Source organism: Alkalibacterium sp. m-11, assembly GCF_054658155.1.
In genome coordinates this window covers 1-15,602 of the sequence record NZ_BAAGIR010000007.1, presented here as the reverse complement: position 1 = coordinate 15,602, position 15,602 = coordinate 1, and the positions used below count along the sequence as shown (strand labels likewise).

Below are 15,602 nucleotides of genomic sequence, written 5' to 3'. Positions count from 1 at the left end.
TTAGCTCCTTCTACTTCTCTTCCAGTAACAGCTGGTCGACCATCGGCAGATAAAGAACATCTCCTTCATTTAGGTCGATCACCGGCTTGTCTTCTTCGAACCTCTGTCTCTGCATTTCATTCATTTCATATATTTCCGGGGTAATCTGCCCTCGTTCAAGCAGCGACTGATTGTCTTCTGCGCTGATGACCCCGGCAGGATTCATACGTGAGTGCAGTTCAATAATGGCTACCTCATCATTCTCAGAAAGGAGATACAGTTCCGAAGCCCTGGGACCCGTAGCACTTTCTATCGTATACTTGCCCGGTGACAGGTGCGTTCCTACACTGTAGTGTCCGGATGTCAGTGTGATCTGCTCTTCACCGAGCCCGGTGTTCACCCAGTTGCTCCCGGTTTCACCAGAATAGTCTACATAAAGGATTGGATCATTCCCGCTTACCTCAACCGTGTAGCCTTCTCGCAAATCGACATAGGCCTGCATCACGCCAGTTTCATTCTGAAAATGCTGATCAAAAGCCACTGAATCAGCTTCGTCTCTAATCACGACATGTGCTGTGTGGATGATCCAGAATTCAGGCCTGAAATCGCTCGACTCACTTTGAATATAAACCCGACCTTCAGGCAAGTCTTCGCCTACACTATACTCCCCTTCGTTCAGTTCAAAAGAGCCTGCATCAGAAAAGTCCAGTGCGTCCTCTCTTAATCGGCTGCTCAGCGGATACCGTCTATAGATGCCTTCGAATGCCTCATCCACCTGGGCTGATTCGCTGTAGCGCTCAATCGCTTCCTCATCAGGTTCGATCGGCCCCCCATCATAATGCGGTGAGCGGAGACCCGTAAAGCCGGCACAGCCGGAAAGCAACATAAGTGCACCGCTCAGTCCAGTCAGCTTGACGGACAGTTTAAACCGGTTCAGTCTCATGCTCATGCCCCCTGTCGTAAGAATGAAGTTCCAGGCCGTAGAGATGAGAATAATATTCTCCCGTACCAAGTGGTCCCACTGTCAGGGCGCCGTCTTTCATCTGACGGATCATCTGATAAAGAGCCAGCTGTTCTTTTTCATTAAGGGTTTCAAGTGGAATGCACAGCATGCTGTTCCCCAGATGCATGGTTCCTTCAGGCAAAGCTACAGACTCTTCCAGCTTCTCAGCCTGCTTCTGTGTACACATGAGTTTGAAATAGTCGATTTTATCAACATGGTGGTCGAAGACAAAATGCAACTGCTTGTCTTTCAGGAAAAAGACTTTGTCTGCGTACTCGTCCAGATTGTCGAGCAAGTGGGAAGCGACCATGATGATCTTCCCTTCGCGTCTCAAGTCAATCAATATGTCTGAGACGAGCGACACGTTTTCCGGATCGAGTCCGTTCATGACCTCGTCCATGAACATGATCGGTGTATCGGCCGCCACCACCATGGCAAAGCAGAGTCGCTGGCGCATACCTAGAGAGTAGGTGCTGACTTTGCGGTCCACATAGTCTTCCATTTCCAGGCGTTTGATGATCGCCTGAACCTGATCGCGCTTGCCTGACCACATATCCGCATACATCTGGATATGCTCCGTGCCCGAAAAGTTTTCATGCAGATCAGCCTGATTCGGGAAAAAGGTGATCAGCTTATGTAGAGCCAGAACATCCTTGTCCTTGGCCGAGTAGGCTGTCCCATCCACTTCGATCGCCCCGGATCTGACCGGAATAAAGCGCATGATCGCATTGAACAGAGTCGTTTTCCCGGTTCCGTTGGGCGCTACAAGCCCGATGATCTGCCCATTGTTCAATGTAAACGAGATGTTTTCCAGTACAACACGATCGCCGTAAGCAACGGTCATATCGGTGATAGTTAATGTCATTTAGTTTCTCTCCTTTTTAATCCAAGCGACTGAGTCGGAATGAGGCTGAACAGGTAGTGAAATGCCCCTTCAAGAGCAAGCCAGATCACCAGGGCAATCAGCGGCAGGCGCCAGAATTCGATGCCTGGAAGCTGGAACTGTCTGGCCATCTGTCCGGACAAAACGCCTACGCTGTTCGTGTAGAATGACGGCTGCCAGCCTGTAAGTGGCGGGAAGACCTGCCATAACGTATACGACAAGACCAGCCCGGCTGTGATGAACAAGGTCAGGTAGACATTTCGGATCATCCAGCTCAGTCCGGTGATGATCAGCAGAAACAGGAAACTGACGATCATGCCCATTCCGATCAGAAGGAGGCTGTACTGCCAGAGTGGGATGTATCTGACGGTCTGATTCATATAGATTTCAGTCGGATAATTCAAGCTGCCGGACGTTTCAAAGAACAGTGAAATGAGATAACTGGCCGCCAGCCCACCCAGAGCCACGACCCAAGTCAGGAACCACAGCATCCCGCTTCTAACCCGCCACTGAGCTTTAACAGGAACAGGCAGTCCCTGGGTCACACTGTAATTCTTCACTTGATCTTTCGTAAAATGATCCCCAGCGAGCAAAGCGATTGCAATGAACACGATGACCGTCACGAACAGTTCAACCTGCTGCTGAAGAATCTGAGACGACGCATACGGGTTCCATTCGATATCAAGGTTGTTGTCTTCAAGTGCATTGAAAAACGCGATCTGCTGCTCCACTTCTTCTATCGAAGGCAGATAGATGTCTTGAAGAAGATCATACGATTCAAAATCAGTTTCTTCATGAAGATAGAGATTATTTTCAGCCATTTCCCGGCCATTATTTAAATAATCCGACACCACCTCTTCCAGCCCCTCTACAGTATTCCCTTCACGTTGAGTCATGATGTAGCGGTTCAGTCCGATCAGGATCGAATTGCGCCCCAGTCTCTGCTGGACTTCCTGACCTACTTCCCCTTCAAAGTGTGCGTCCGGAATCATTCGGAAAATCTGATGCGCATCACTGTATTCTGCACGCAGCTGCATCTCAGGCAACGTCACATTCTGCTGTCTGTAAAGCAAGGAAAAGGACCCAAGAAAGACAAAGAATCCAATCAGCAGCAGGCGTGTCTTCCAGTCTCGAAGCATCAGCCGGCTGTTCCATTTAATTAATGTTTTCATCTGTATACAACGCCTCCTATCCTAAGAATGTCTGTCTAGTAATGAGTTTCGATGCCAAGTAGTTCAGCCCTTCAATTATCAATAAGGTGACAAGCAGGACAATGATACCTCTAGAATACGGAACAGGTTCCTGGACAATTGCGTCGATCATGCCTGTTGCGGCACCTCCCACCTGATAGTAGGTCTGAGGATACCAGCTTATATTAAGGCCCAGCAGTTCTGTCGTCTCTTCCCCGTAATAAAGAAAAGGAAATAACAATGCAAAGGATGTAGCAATTAGAACGACGACATCCTGCTTGATAATCAAGCTGACCAGCGTATTCAGACGTGTAAAGCCGTAGAGAAGCAGAGCCAGAAGCGGCAGTGCCCGGATAAAGAATGTTGAAAGATCAATAACAGACCAGATGGAGGCATGGAACGGTTCGCCTTCAGGTGCGGCTTCAAAAGCACCAGCAGGAAGCGATCCAAAACCAAAGCCGTACTGAATGCCATTGACGAGATAGAAAATCCCGGTTATGGCCGCAAAGAACAGCATAACAAAGCCCAAAGCAGCCAGAGACTGGACCATCAGATAGGTAAACCAGTTCTTGGATACTCCGAGTTTTTGAGTGGTCAGCTTTCTGTCTTTTGTCACCACATCACTGATCATGAACAGCAGCAGGAAAATAAGTATGTATGGGCCCCATCCGATCAGGAACAGATGCATCTGCTGCAGACTCGTTCGTTCGTGGATATGGTGAAAACTGAGTGGCTCGACTTCATTAACGTAGACTTGATTTTTCATCGACTGAAACTCCCGTTCCTGAGCATAGCCCAGTATAGGAAGATTGAATCCTTCATCTTCCATAACGCTTCCCGGATCACCCTGAGGTCTGTAGTTAATCGTCAGGTAGCGTCTGGCATCCCCAGTCCGGATCGCTGTCAGCAGTTCACGCTGATTCACGTACTCGTTTCTAGCTTGCTGATAGGCGCTCGTCCCAGTAAAAAAGGATGGCAGGGTCTGACCCGTTTCTAGACGGTCTTCAAAGGTCTGCTGATTTGAGACGATAGACCGCTCGAGCTGAGCAACATCGACATCAAAATCTTCCGTTAGATTAGGCAGGATGAGAAGGCTATGTACCAGCACGACGCCTAAACTGAGAACCATAACCAGCCTGTTCTTCTTATTTCTCCACATATATTTCAAAGTTTCTTCTATAATCTGCTTGTACATTCTACCGATCCTTTATCTATGTATTTGTACTATTTAAATCATTCTATCATAGAAAACTAAGAAAAAAAGACGTTTTATCATTTTTTTCTAATCCGGATCATTCTTCATACTTTCTTCATAATATGAGCCCTTATATTGGCTCCGATATGACTGTTATTCACTTGAATCATTAATATAGAGTCGTTCATATATCAAGAACCAGTACTAAACTCACTCGGTATATTTCACTCGTAATATTCTGAATAAACTACATTATGGCACTTTAGAATACAGTTCAGCTTACCAGTTGAGTCGTAAACTAAAGTAATTTTGCTCACGGTCTAGTTTATCAGTACGATTCATCATTAGACTCCATAAATTTGTATTCATAACGCAGTTTAAATAGACATTTATCCCTATACTTCACTTACCATTGTAGACAAGGGGCTCGAAAAAGTTTCCGAGAAAATTTTCCTCCTCTTCTCTTTTAGTCCTGTTCTTTATAATGAAAAAACTCCCCGATCAGAGGAGTTTTCACACAATCAATTAATTTTCAATTGTCAGTGCGTATTCGTCGTTCAGCATGTAGGGTCTGTAATACGCAAGTGTACCAGCCATCGGCAGCACGTCTTCTGGCAGCTTGGTACCCAGCTCGTCACTCAGGTAGGCTCTCCTGCTTTCGATTCGTTTCCACATATCCGGATAATCCGCCCGTATGGCCTGCTTCAAATCATCATCTGCTAGAAGGACCGTACTTTCAGCTGAAACCCCGTTATGGCCAGTCTGAGAAGGGATGAAATCGACTTGAAACAGCATCCCCGACTGAACGACTGCTTCTGATCCTGTGTAAAATGGCGAAGACAGCCATTCTTCATCTGCCGTCAGATGACCCGGGCAAAGATGCCAGCCGTATGTGTCCTGCGGATAAAATGTATTGAAGGCATCATAAAAGTCTCCACCGCGCACACCTATTTTCAGATTCGTCAGCCAGTAATGATACGCTTCAAAATAAGGCATGACGACCTCTTCTAAGTATCCTTCATCTACTCCAGCAAGTTCTTCTTCATTTGTCACGGCATAGCCTGACCTGCTCGACAACCCGCCTTTATAAGAAACCGTCAGGGCCACTTTGTCTCCTTTGACGAGTCTGTTATCAGTCGGGTAAAGATTCCCTTTTATAAATCGGTCACCGAATGCACAGATCGTGACCACATTGTTGTACTGACCATCTCTGTTGAGACGGTTCCCAATTTCCAGTTCGCTCACTCCGACAGTAAGGCTATTCATTGCATCCAGCAGCGCATCTGATGCCAGAGCTACTCCGTATTCGTAATGTGCCGCTTCATTAGCATTGATGGTCACTCGTGCGCCATTTTCCGGACCAATCAGAAGTGCTGTCGCATTGACAAGCTTGTCTTTTCCGGCAACCGTCTCCAGGGCACTAACGATAAATTGCGGGATATCGAACTGACGAGTCATCCCCGGAATCAGCTTCCAGCCGACAAGGCCGACCTGACTGGACGTATCTATATCTGTCTCTTGAAGAACAGCTGTTAAATCATCCAGCTCTCCCATTGGCTGATTCGGCAGTGAGAAAAGCGCACACTTTCTTCCGACAGCTTTTAAGCGCGCATGCGGCGCTTTATTGATATTCTCATTACCCAGTATAAGTGTCGCCGAACCATCCTGGTTTAAAACCAGCAGCGCTTCTTCAAATCTCGGAATGAACCCGACCAGATACTCAAAACTACTGCCATGTTCCTTGTCGGCATAGATAACTAATGAAGACAGTCCATTGTCTTTCATGCGTTCAAGTACTTTGTTCAACCTTTCCTGAATAGTCTCATCCGTCAGCATGACCTTGCTTCTGATGTTGTCCATTTCAGGCTTCTTAACTTTTTTGACTACAACTGCCACTGTCATTCCCATCCTTTTCCATCATATCATTCAGTCAGGCTACACAAAACGCCTGTCTCTTCTATCCCTGTCAATCATATCACAGGGAATGGAATCCGGCATGTCGGGTAAGTGTTTTCTCATTTGAGACCTCTAGTCAGCCATTCTAGGATAACGTCTGATCAGCCAGGTATCGCAGGCACTATGTTCCGTCCCGTTAAGTGGAGCCTCCAGCTTTTCAAATCCATATTTACTGTAGAGATGGTTGGCATCTGACAATGAGGCAAACGTTTCAATGTAAAGTGCATTATAGTGAAGCGTACCAAAATCCATAGCCTTCTTGATCAGCTGATGAGCGTAGCCATTGCCACGCTCCCCTTTAATAATGTAGAGTTTCTGAATCTCTCCAACTTTCTCTTTCTCGTCAAATGGACCGACCCCGATTCCACCGATCACTGTTCCGTCTTTTTCCAGCACCCAGTACTGTCTGTCCGGTTTCTGATAATAGTCGTACAGTTCGAACAAGTACGGGTCGTAGTATGCTGTTCCCGGCATCTTGAGTCCTTCTTCTTCAAGGGACCGCTGAACGATCTGACCGATGATGTCATTATCTCTTTCTTCAATTTCCCTAAGTAAAAGCATGTGTTCTCCCCCCCGTTATTACTTCCCCTATAGCTCATGTGACCTAATAATTAATAACGTCAATATAGATTTTCATCTCATTATTATTTTTCTTATCCTATCATACTTTTTCCGGAGGATATAAGTTCTTATTAAAATGCACACTGTTATCTTATTATATCCATTAAATGATACTATTCAATTAGGATAAAAAACGCCCACATTGAGCACTAACATACGAAAGGATGTTAAAGCATGACTCAATCATTCGATGTCGTCGTCATAGGCAGCGGTGTAGCCGGAAAGAGTATTGCTTCAGGTCTGGCAGCTGCTGGTAGAACATTTGCCATTATTGAAGAAGATTTATGGGGCGGAACCTGGCCGAATCTTATGGCTTTCAAGAAGACCTTTACTGATCCGGTACCAGAACAAAGTAAAAAAAGTCTGGAATCAGCTGGAGTGACAACTATCACGGGATCAGCCGAATTTATCGGTAAAAATACACTTCAGATTGAAGACACCGTCATTAAAGGAACTTAGTTTGTCATTGCGACGGGTGCCCGTCCTTTCCTTAAGGAGGGCATTCTTAATTAACTGAAAAGCATATACAAAATGTGACACCCCGCTACCCCCATGAGTATATGATTACAGGTTTACCCCACCCCTTTGCTATACTGAATGAATAGAGAAGTAGGAGGAAGTAATATGATACGTTTCGAAGAGGTGTATAAATTTTATAATGACACCGCTGTGGTCGAGGACTTTTCGCTGGAAATTAATGAAGGTGAGTTCTTTGTCCTGATCGGCCCCAGCGGAAGTGGAAAGACGACAACACTTAAAATGATTAATCAGCTGATCCACTTAACTGAAGGGACGATCCTGATCGACGACAAGCGTATCAGTGACTATGATCTGCAGGAACTGCGCTGGAATATCGGCTATGTGCTGCAGCAGATTGCCCTGTTTCCCAATATGACAGTAGAACAGAACATCACTACCGTTCCGGAAATGAAAAAGTGGTCTAAGGAAGACATGAAAAACCGTGTAACTGAACTGCTGGATACGGTAGGTCTGGACCCTGACAAATACCGGAACCGCCAAGTCTCTGAATTGTCAGGCGGTGAGCAGCAGAGAATCGGAGTCATCCGGGCTCTGGCAGCTGATCCAGACATCATTTTAATGGATGAGCCGTTCAGCGCTCTGGATCCTATCAGCCGAAGCCGTCTGCAGAAAGACGTGGTCGAGCTTCAGCACAAACTGAAGAAGACAGTAGTCTTTGTGACGCATGACATGCAGGAAGCCATCAATCTGGGCGACCGTATCTGTGTGATGAATCAGGGCAGGATCGAACAGGTCGGTACTGCCGAAGAGATACTGAAGCACCCGGCCAATGACTTTGTCAGAGAATTCCTGCAGACTGGTCTGCCGCATTACCAGGAAGAAAAGACTGTCCAGCATTTAATCGACAACGACTACATCACCAGAACCTCAGATGCACCAAGTACGGCGTCGATCGACGCAGATGCGCCAGTTAACGACTTGCTTTTATTGATGGCAGACCATTCAATTGTCAAGGTGACCCATGCCGATCAGGAAGACTGCATGGTTACACGTGACCACCTGGTTCATTACCTGGCCAGCCAAGTCAACGCTGATAAGGAGGCCTCTGCATCATGACAACTTTAATCGATACTTTCCAACAAAGAAGCAGTGACCTCGGAACGGCTCTCATCGAACACATGCAGCTGTCCTTTATGGCGTTGATCATTGCTGTACTGATCGCTGTTCCCTTGGGCATTTTTCTAATCGGATACAAGCGCATCGCTGAACCGATCATACAAATCACTGCTATTTTTCAGACTATCCCTTCACTAGCAGTCCTGGGTCTTCTGATTCCACTAGTCGGTATAGGAACAGTGCCTGCGGTAATGGCTCTTATAATCTATGCCCTGCTTCCGATACTTAGAAACACCTACACCGGACTTGAGGGAGTAGACCCGTCTCTTAACGAAGCCGCTGATGCTATGGGAATGAGCCGCTGGCGCAAACTGCGTAAAGTACAGCTTCCACTGGCTATGCCTGTCATTATGGCGGGGATCAGAACAGCGATGGTTCTCATCATCGGAACTGCAACAGTTGCTGCTCTGATCGGTGCTGGCGGACTCGGTAATCTGATCCTTCTAGGAATTGACCGTGGTGACAACAACCTGATCCTGTTAGGTGCCGTCCCGGCGGCACTACTGGCTATTATTTTCGACCAGCTGCTGCGCTACTTCCAGAATGCGTCATTCAAAAAGACTGCGACCATTCTCGGTTCAGGTCTTCTTATGATCCTGCTTCTACTGGCGGCCCCCCTAGTCTTCGGAGAAGATGAGGATATCATCATTTCAGGAAAACAGGGAGTAGAGCCTGAAGTGCTGATGAATATCTACAAACTGCTGATCGAAGACCAGAGCGATATAACTGCTGCTGTGGAACCAAACTTCGGTCAGACCAACTTTGTTTTCAATGCGTTAAGGTCAGGTGAAATCGATATTTATACAGAATTCACCGGGACAGTCCTGACGACTTTCTTCGACATCGTTCCTGAACCTGGTACAAGCGAAGAAGAAGTCTTTACTGAAGCTAGAGATCTGATATCAGAAGAATATAATATGACACTGCTGGATCCAATGGCGTTCAATAACACGTATGCTCTGGCTGTCACTTCCGAATTTGCTGAAGAACATGATGTGGTGACTATTTCGGACCTTGCCAATGTCACTGACGAAGTTGATGCCGGATTTACACTGGAATTCAATGACCGCACAGACGGCTACCCTGGTATCCAGGACATGTATGGCATCACGTTTGGGAATGTAACAACTATGGATGCCCAGCTGAGGTACACGGCTATCGAAAGAGGCGACATCAATCTGATCGATGCCTACAGTACCGATGCCGAAATCGATGAATATAATCTGGTCGTGCTTGAAGATGACCAGGGATTATTCCCTCCTTACCAAGGCGCGCCACTGATGCTTGACGCCTTGCTGGATGAGTACCCGGAAATCGAAGAGATTCTGTCTGTTCTTGACGGCCTGATCGACGATGATCAGATGCGAGGAATGAACTACGAAGTAGCCTTTGAAAGTCGATCAGCTGAAGATATCGCACGTGACTTCCTGATTGAACAGGGTCTGCTTGAAGAATAAATTCTTTCAGAAAAACAATTATATGATCAAAGTCCAGCTGTTTTTTACGGCTGGGCTTTTTCACTTTTTAAACCTCTATCGGTTTGATCAATGTTCGGGTTTTACCCTAATAAAACGATGCGAAACAGTGAATATTCGTGTTTTTCTCCTCTACAACTGAACGTTCTGAGCTTTACCTATTGATAACATAATTAATTTTTGATTAGATTTAAATACTTTATGCGAATAAATAAAATTGATCGACCCTCTTTATCCCTATCACAATAGCTTTTGAAACGGCTATCACGATATTTTAAATCCTATCTATTAATGAGAAGTTACTCATTGTAAAAAATGCCTGAAAATACCATTTGATAAGCTTCCACCATTTTGATACACTAATCCTTAAAATTATCAGACCGAACAGCCAAATCTTAAGGAGGATTTTCATTTATGTCACAATGGGAAACGAAATTTGCTAAAAAAGGCTTCACTTTTGATGATGTACTATTAATGCCACAGGAAAGTCATGTTTTACCGAACGATGTTGATCTGAGTATCAGTCTAACCGATAAAGTCAAATTGTCGATCCCCGTATTGAGTGCCAGCATGGACACTGTGACTGACTCCCGAATGGCGATTGCCATGTCACGTCAAGGCGGACTGGGTATTATCCATAAGAACATGTCTATCGAAGACCAGGCGATGGAAGTCCGTAAAGTTAAACGTTCTGAAAACGGCGTGATCATTGATCCGTTCTACCTGACACCGGACCACCTGATTTCTGACGCTGAAGAACTGATGTCCCGCTACCGTATCAGTGGTGTGCCTTTAGTCAATTCTATGGAGGACCGTGTACTTGTCGGTATCCTGACAAACCGCGATCTGCGCTTCCTGACTGACTATACTCAAGCAATCAGCACAGCAATGACTAAAGATGACATGGTCACTGCACCAGTGGGTACGTCTTTAGAAGACGCCGAGAAAATTCTTCAGAGACACAAGATCGAAAAACTGCCGATCGTTGACGAAAATAACCGTTTAAGTGGACTGATTACAATCAAGGACATTGAAAAAGTCGTTGAATTTCCTAATGCTGCGAAAGATTCACATGGCCGACTACTTGTTGGGGCAGCCATTGGTGTAACCAGCGACTCATTCGAACGGGCTCAGGCACTTGTAGAAGCAGGAGTTGACGTGATCGTTATAGATACAGCTCACGGACACAGTGCAGGTGTGATCCGAAAAATCAAGGAACTGCGTGAAGAGTTCCTTGATGTTGCACTGATTGCAGGAAACGTCGCAACTGCAGAAGGCACACGTGCTCTATTTGAAACTGGCGTAGACGTCGTTAAAGTAGGAATCGGTCCCGGATCGATCTGTACGACTCGTGTCGTTGCTGGTGTCGGTGTCCCTCAAATAACTGCTATCTACGATTCTGCTTCTGTGGCTAGAGAATTCGGCAAGCCGATTATCGCAGATGGTGGAATCAAGTACTCCGGCGATATCGTAAAAGCTCTCGCTGCCGGTGGACATGCCGTCATGCTGGGTAGCCTGCTTGCAGGAACAGACGAATCACCTGGTGAATTCGAAATCTTCCAGGGGCGCCGCTTCAAGACTTACCGTGGCATGGGAAGCCTGGGCGCTATGAAGCAGGGTTCTAGTGACCGTTACTTCCAGGATTCTAAAAACGAAGCCAACAAGCTGGTTCCAGAAGGTATTGAAGGCCGAATCGAATACAAAGGAAGCCTGCAGGAAGTTATCTTCCAGATGCTAGGTGGACTGCGTTCTGGTATGGGCTATGCAGGAGCAAAAGACTTGAAAGCCTTGAGAGAAGACACTCAGTTTATTCAAATGAGTGGTGCCGGACTTCGCGAGTCTCACCCGCATGATGTTCAAATTACAAAAGAAGCACCGAACTATTCTGTACGCTAATTGATAAATTTTTTTAAGATAAGGGTGAATTAAGTGACCTCTACTATTGATACGACAACATTAGAAAAACTGATCGTTCTGGACTTCGGAAGCCAGTACAATCAGCTGATCACACGCCGTATAAGAGAATTCGGTGTCTACTCCGAACTGCTTCCGCACACAACAACTGCAGAAGAACTGAAAAATATGAATGTTAAAGGCATCATCTTCTCCGGTGGACCGATGAGTGTCTATGACGAGAATGCCTTCTCGATCGATCCAGAAATATTCGAACTGGGCATTCCGATTCTGGGTATCTGTTACGGTATGCAGTTGATGACCTATATGCTTGGCGGAGAAGTCAGCCCAAGCAAAAACCGTGAATACGGAAAAGCTGAAATCAGTGTGCAGGACCGCACAGCCGCTCTATTTACAACACTAGAGGAAGAAGAAAATGTCTGGATGAGCCACGGGGATTATGTGACTAAAAGTCCGGAAGGCTTCACTGTCACAGCTTCAAACGACCACTGCCCGATCAGTGCCATCCAGAACCTGGACAAGAACTTCCACGCCGTACAGTTCCACCCGGAAGTCCGTCATACAGAAAACGGCAATGAAATCTTGCGCAACTTTGCCTTTGGCGTCTGTGAATGCTCAGGCAACTGGACTATGCAGAACTTCATCGACATGGAAGTTGATAAAATCAGAGAACTCGTTGGCGACAGAAAAGTCCTCCTTGGTTTATCCGGCGGTGTCGATTCAAGTGTTGTCGGCGTGCTTCTGAATAAAGCCATCGGAGACCAGCTGACTTGTATCTTTGTCGACCACGGCCTACTTCGTAAAGATGAAGGCGATCAGGTCATGGCCAGCCTCGAAGGTAAATTCGGACTGAACGTGATCCGCGTCGATGCAAAAGACCGCTTCTTAAGCAAACTGAACGGCGTATCAGATCCTGAACAGAAACGTAAGATCATCGGAAACGAATTCGTTTATGTCTTCAACGACGAAGCAGCAAAACTCGACGGCATCGACTTCCTGGCTCAAGGAACCTTGTATACCGATGTAATCGAGAGTGGAACAGCCACAGCTCAGACCATCAAATCTCACCACAACGTTGGCGGACTTCCTGATGACATGACCTTTGAGCTGATCGAACCGTTGAATACCCTATTTAAAGACGAAGTCCGCGAACTGGGACTTGAACTGAACATGCCCGAGTCCCTAGTCTGGCGTCAGCCATTCCCTGGACCCGGTCTGGGTATCCGAGTGATCGGTGAAATCACTGAAGAAAAACTTGAAATCGTCCGAGAAAGTGACGCTATTTTAAGAGAAGAAATCAAAAAAGCTGGCCTTGACCGCGACATCTGGCAATACTTCACGGTCCTGCCTGGCTTCAAGAGTGTCGGTGTCATGGGAGACGGCCGCACATATGACTATACAATCGGCATCCGTGCCGTTACTTCCATTGACGGTATGACCGCAGACTTCGCCCGCATCCCGTGGGACGTCCTGCAAAAAATCTCTGTCAGAATCGTCAACGAAGTCAAGCACGTCAACCGTATCGTGTATGATGTAACGAGTAAGCCACCTTCAACTGTTGAGTGGGAGTAATACTTAATAACGAATTTAGTATTAAGGTTCTCATTTTAAGAGTTATTCTAAAATGCCCCCATTTTGTAATAGTCTACAAAATGGGGGCATTATATTAATTGATGAGTAGTTTCAAAAATATACAGAGGTAAGGACTTTCCCATAGAAATCAGACATAGCTCGTTAAATTTATGGATCTTTCTAGCGCTATTTATTTTTGGTCTCGTTCTTCATACATTGGAGGTATCATTTTTCCTGGTTACTCTTCCAATCGCTATTATCTTTTATGTCATTATCTACAATACGGTTAGGCTGATCAGAATAGAAAAAGCAAGCACCACTTCCAGACAATAATTATAAAAGGCATGCCATGGAAAATAAAATTCCGGCATGCCTTTCTCATGTTCTTTTTCATGTATCTAAGCTCGGTCATATTAATCCGCCGGCCAGTGATCTCCGGTCTCATAATCCAGTTCGATGCCATCCTGCTGGTTGGGGACGAACACGTTGAATGTCAGAGTTTCTCCGTCATCGTCTACAGAGAAACCTTCCATGATAATGCCGTGGGCAAGAAGATTGTCTCCTTCAAATAATGGCGTGATCCGGTAGCGGACCTGCATCTCTGTTTCTTCGACCACATTGGCGACGAAGTTTTCAAATGGCAGCATCCCCTCGGCGTTAAACTGACGTGTCCCGGTCATAAGGTTCTCACGCCCATCATACCCAGTCATCTGGTGCCCGATTAAATGGCTGCGGTTATATAACCAGTTTCCTGACACAATCTCGTAGTTCCCCTGATTCCATCCAGTTGGTTCGATATGTCCGATTGATCCGCGCTGTTCTGCCGGCATCAAGTCGATATCAAGCAGTGCTTCCGCTACGCCGACGCGGCCAAGTTCATCCAGGTCGGCATACGTATGAAAGGGTTCACTGACTTCCAGTTCTTCATTAGTGAAGAATGGAATATTGTCATTCACTTCTAAGTATAGTGAGTCGATGGGTAAGTCATCCGGTCCCGGAATATCCGCTTCTGCTATTCCGCTAACAGTGCCTGAACTGCTTTCCGTCAGCCCTAAGGCGTCTTCCAGAAGGTCACACCCACTCAAAAATAATGCCGAGCTAATCAGCCCGACCGCTGTAACTTTTTTCAACATGTAATCAAAACACCCTTTATTCCTCCGAGCAGCTTTACTTATTACTAGCTACTCTATTTTTTATAACACATATGCCAGAATTGAACCGATTGCCAGGAGAACCAGAATGACTTTCAGATATTTGTGTGTTATTTCCTGTACTTCTACTCGGTCAGCAAGCAAGTCCTTCATTGTTTTATTCATCAGGCCACACCTTTCCTACTGACAGCTTATCAAATCAAGCTCCCGTGTACCAGGTCAGAATGCCTAAAACGGCAAAGAGGATTGGTATAATCTGTATAAACAAAGCAACAAGTGCAGCCATAGGTACCCAGCGTTCCGTTTCGTAAGTCTGTGTATAATTCAGTATGTAAAGCGCAAACCCTATTCCCAGAACAGGAACAAGGTACGCCAGCATAATGAACATAGGCAGTTTACGTGAATCAAAAGATTCGATCTCATTTGTGTTCATCTGTTTGAGCTCCCTAAATTCGTAATGGTAATTCATGTCTATTTCCGGTTGATCCTCTTTCTTCTGATATAGAAAATATACAGATAAAAGAGCCCCAACATGGCTATATAGACAAGTCTCAAGTTAACTAAAGTCTGGTTGAAAGCTAATTCATAGGCGAAATTGTAAAGCAGTAAGAAAAGTATAAAAGAAAATGCGACTGCAACGGTTGTTTGTTCTTTCTTCATAACATTACCCCTTTCGAGAGTTGTGTTACTGTCAAATTTTTTTGTTCTTAAAGGTCTATAACCGTTGTTCTATCAAGGAAAAGACAAAAAACACTTGCCCCTCCCTCATTTATCGGTAAAATAGTAGGTATCCGACTACCAAACTATCCCCAGAAAGAAGGAAAAGCAAGTGCTGTATACCCCTATTATAAACTGTCAGTTTGAAATTATCTACTATTGCCTGAAAGAAAATATCAGACAACAGGAAATGCTTGAAAAATATCGTGAATTGACCCGTTCTCTTATCGAAGAACGTAATCGTTGGACAACGCACTCCCGTGCTCCGACCGTATCTAAACCACTTGACC

Annotated in this window: 15 protein-coding genes; 5 read left to right on the top strand and 10 right to left on the bottom strand. The window is 45.7% G+C overall.

Features of this window, described 5'->3' with window-relative positions; genetic code table 11:
* Window positions 1-10 precede the first annotated feature (10 nt).
* From ACYQ2O_RS01655 to ACYQ2O_RS01630, 6 genes are all read right to left on the bottom strand, one after another.
* Window positions 11-922, bottom strand: a complete 912-nt coding sequence (locus ACYQ2O_RS01655) for a hypothetical protein (protein WP_459769195.1) — start codon at window positions 920-922, stop codon at window positions 11-13.
* A complete protein-coding gene (locus ACYQ2O_RS01650; RefSeq protein WP_459769193.1) occupies window positions 903-1,847 on the bottom strand; it encodes an ABC transporter ATP-binding protein in 945 nt (314 codons plus the stop codon). The genes ACYQ2O_RS01655 and ACYQ2O_RS01650 overlap by 20 nt, the downstream gene beginning before the upstream one ends.
* Window positions 1,844-3,037, bottom strand: a complete 1,194-nt coding sequence (locus ACYQ2O_RS01645) for a hypothetical protein (RefSeq protein WP_459795865.1) — start codon at window positions 3,035-3,037, stop codon at window positions 1,844-1,846. Before ACYQ2O_RS01645 ends, ACYQ2O_RS01650 begins: the two co-directional genes overlap by 4 nt.
* 16 nt (window positions 3,038-3,053) lie before the next feature.
* Window positions 3,054-4,250, bottom strand: coding sequence for a hypothetical protein (locus ACYQ2O_RS01640; protein WP_459795864.1), 1,197 nt, complete (start codon window positions 4,248-4,250; stop codon window positions 3,054-3,056).
* Between the two features lie 525 nt (window positions 4,251-4,775).
* Window positions 4,776-6,152 carry a M24 family metallopeptidase gene (locus ACYQ2O_RS01635; RefSeq protein WP_459769227.1) on the bottom strand — a complete coding sequence of 459 codons (1,377 nt, stop codon included), beginning with the start codon at window positions 6,150-6,152 and terminating at the stop codon, window positions 4,776-4,778.
* A gap of 126 nt (window positions 6,153-6,278) precedes the next feature.
* Window positions 6,279-6,767: a GNAT family N-acetyltransferase gene (locus ACYQ2O_RS01630; RefSeq protein ID WP_459769187.1), complete on the bottom strand. Its 489-nt coding sequence runs from the start codon at window positions 6,765-6,767 to the stop codon at window positions 6,279-6,281.
* A gap of 234 nt (window positions 6,768-7,001) precedes the next feature.
* Here ACYQ2O_RS01630 and ACYQ2O_RS01625 point away from each other — a divergent pair, with 234 nt between their 5' ends.
* The 5 genes from ACYQ2O_RS01625 to guaA all read left to right on the top strand — a co-directional run bounded on the left by ACYQ2O_RS01625 (window position 7,002) and on the right by guaA (window position 13,444).
* Window positions 7,002-7,286, top strand: a complete 285-nt coding sequence (locus ACYQ2O_RS01625; protein WP_459769185.1) for a hypothetical protein — start codon at window positions 7,002-7,004, stop codon at window positions 7,284-7,286.
* A 165-nt stretch (window positions 7,287-7,451) separates the two neighbouring features.
* Window positions 7,452-8,423, top strand: a complete 972-nt coding sequence (locus ACYQ2O_RS01620; RefSeq protein ID WP_459769184.1) for an ABC transporter ATP-binding protein — start codon at window positions 7,452-7,454, stop codon at window positions 8,421-8,423.
* The gene (locus ACYQ2O_RS01615) at window positions 8,420-9,940 is read left to right on the top strand and encodes an ABC transporter permease/substrate-binding protein (protein WP_459769182.1); all 1,521 of its coding nucleotides are present in this window, start codon (window positions 8,420-8,422) and stop codon (window positions 9,938-9,940) included. Before ACYQ2O_RS01620 ends, ACYQ2O_RS01615 begins: the two co-directional genes overlap by 4 nt.
* 432 nt (window positions 9,941-10,372) lie before the next feature.
* On the top strand, window positions 10,373-11,854 hold the full coding sequence (guaB, locus tag ACYQ2O_RS01610) for an IMP dehydrogenase (protein ID WP_459769180.1): 1,482 nt from the start codon (window positions 10,373-10,375) through the stop codon (window positions 11,852-11,854).
* Window positions 11,855-11,887: 33 nt separating this feature from the next.
* Complete coding sequence (gene guaA / locus ACYQ2O_RS01605; RefSeq protein WP_091264859.1) at window positions 11,888-13,444, top strand: glutamine-hydrolyzing GMP synthase; 1,557 nt, start codon at window positions 11,888-11,890, stop codon at window positions 13,442-13,444.
* A gap of 413 nt (window positions 13,445-13,857) precedes the next feature.
* On the opposite strand, the gene ACYQ2O_RS01600 is transcribed toward guaA, so the two are convergent.
* The 4 genes from ACYQ2O_RS01600 to ACYQ2O_RS01585 are packed head-to-tail and all read right to left on the bottom strand — an operon-like array spanning window position 13,858 to window position 15,255.
* The gene (locus ACYQ2O_RS01600) at window positions 13,858-14,577 is read right to left on the bottom strand and encodes a DNA/RNA non-specific endonuclease (protein ID WP_346023929.1); all 720 of its coding nucleotides are present in this window, start codon (window positions 14,575-14,577) and stop codon (window positions 13,858-13,860) included.
* Window positions 14,578-14,637: 60 nt separating this feature from the next.
* On the bottom strand, window positions 14,638-14,760 hold the full coding sequence (locus ACYQ2O_RS01595) for a hypothetical protein (RefSeq protein ID WP_346023930.1): 123 nt from the start codon (window positions 14,758-14,760) through the stop codon (window positions 14,638-14,640).
* A gap of 34 nt (window positions 14,761-14,794) precedes the next feature.
* Complete coding sequence (locus ACYQ2O_RS01590; RefSeq protein ID WP_346023931.1) at window positions 14,795-15,028, bottom strand: hypothetical protein; 234 nt, start codon at window positions 15,026-15,028, stop codon at window positions 14,795-14,797.
* Between the two features lie 38 nt (window positions 15,029-15,066).
* The gene (locus tag ACYQ2O_RS01585) at window positions 15,067-15,255 is read right to left on the bottom strand and encodes a hypothetical protein (protein WP_459769177.1); all 189 of its coding nucleotides are present in this window, start codon (window positions 15,253-15,255) and stop codon (window positions 15,067-15,069) included.
* Window positions 15,256-15,602: the final 347 nt, after the last annotated feature.

Coding starts and splice junctions, on each gene's coding strand:
- ACYQ2O_RS01655 (WP_459769195.1), bottom strand. CDS start 922: ATGAGACTGAACCGGTTTAAACTGTCCGTCAAGCTGACTGGACTGAGC.
- ACYQ2O_RS01650 (WP_459769193.1), bottom strand. CDS start 1,847: ATGACATTAACTATCACCGATATGACCGTTGCTTACGGCGATCGTGTT.
- ACYQ2O_RS01645 (WP_459795865.1), bottom strand. CDS start 3,037: ATGAAAACATTAATTAAATGGAACAGCCGGCTGATGCTTCGAGACTGG.
- ACYQ2O_RS01640 (WP_459795864.1), bottom strand. CDS start 4,250: ATGTACAAGCAGATTATAGAAGAAACTTTGAAATATATGTGGAGAAAT.
- ACYQ2O_RS01635 (WP_459769227.1), bottom strand. CDS start 6,152: ATGACAGTGGCAGTTGTAGTCAAAAAAGTTAAGAAGCCTGAAATGGAC.
- ACYQ2O_RS01630 (WP_459769187.1), bottom strand. CDS start 6,767: ATGCTTTTACTTAGGGAAATTGAAGAAAGAGATAATGACATCATCGGT.
- ACYQ2O_RS01625 (WP_459769185.1), top strand. CDS start 7,002: ATGACTCAATCATTCGATGTCGTCGTCATAGGCAGCGGTGTAGCCGGA.
- ACYQ2O_RS01620 (WP_459769184.1), top strand. CDS start 7,452: ATGATACGTTTCGAAGAGGTGTATAAATTTTATAATGACACCGCTGTG.
- ACYQ2O_RS01615 (WP_459769182.1), top strand. CDS start 8,420: ATGACAACTTTAATCGATACTTTCCAACAAAGAAGCAGTGACCTCGGA.
- guaB (WP_459769180.1), top strand. CDS start 10,373: ATGTCACAATGGGAAACGAAATTTGCTAAAAAAGGCTTCACTTTTGAT.
- ACYQ2O_RS01600 (WP_346023929.1), bottom strand. CDS start 14,577: ATGTTGAAAAAAGTTACAGCGGTCGGGCTGATTAGCTCGGCATTATTT.
- ACYQ2O_RS01595 (WP_346023930.1), bottom strand. CDS start 14,760: ATGAATAAAACAATGAAGGACTTGCTTGCTGACCGAGTAGAAGTACAG.
- ACYQ2O_RS01590 (WP_346023931.1), bottom strand. CDS start 15,028: ATGAACACAAATGAGATCGAATCTTTTGATTCACGTAAACTGCCTATG.
- ACYQ2O_RS01585 (WP_459769177.1), bottom strand. CDS start 15,255: ATGAAGAAAGAACAAACAACCGTTGCAGTCGCATTTTCTTTTATACTT.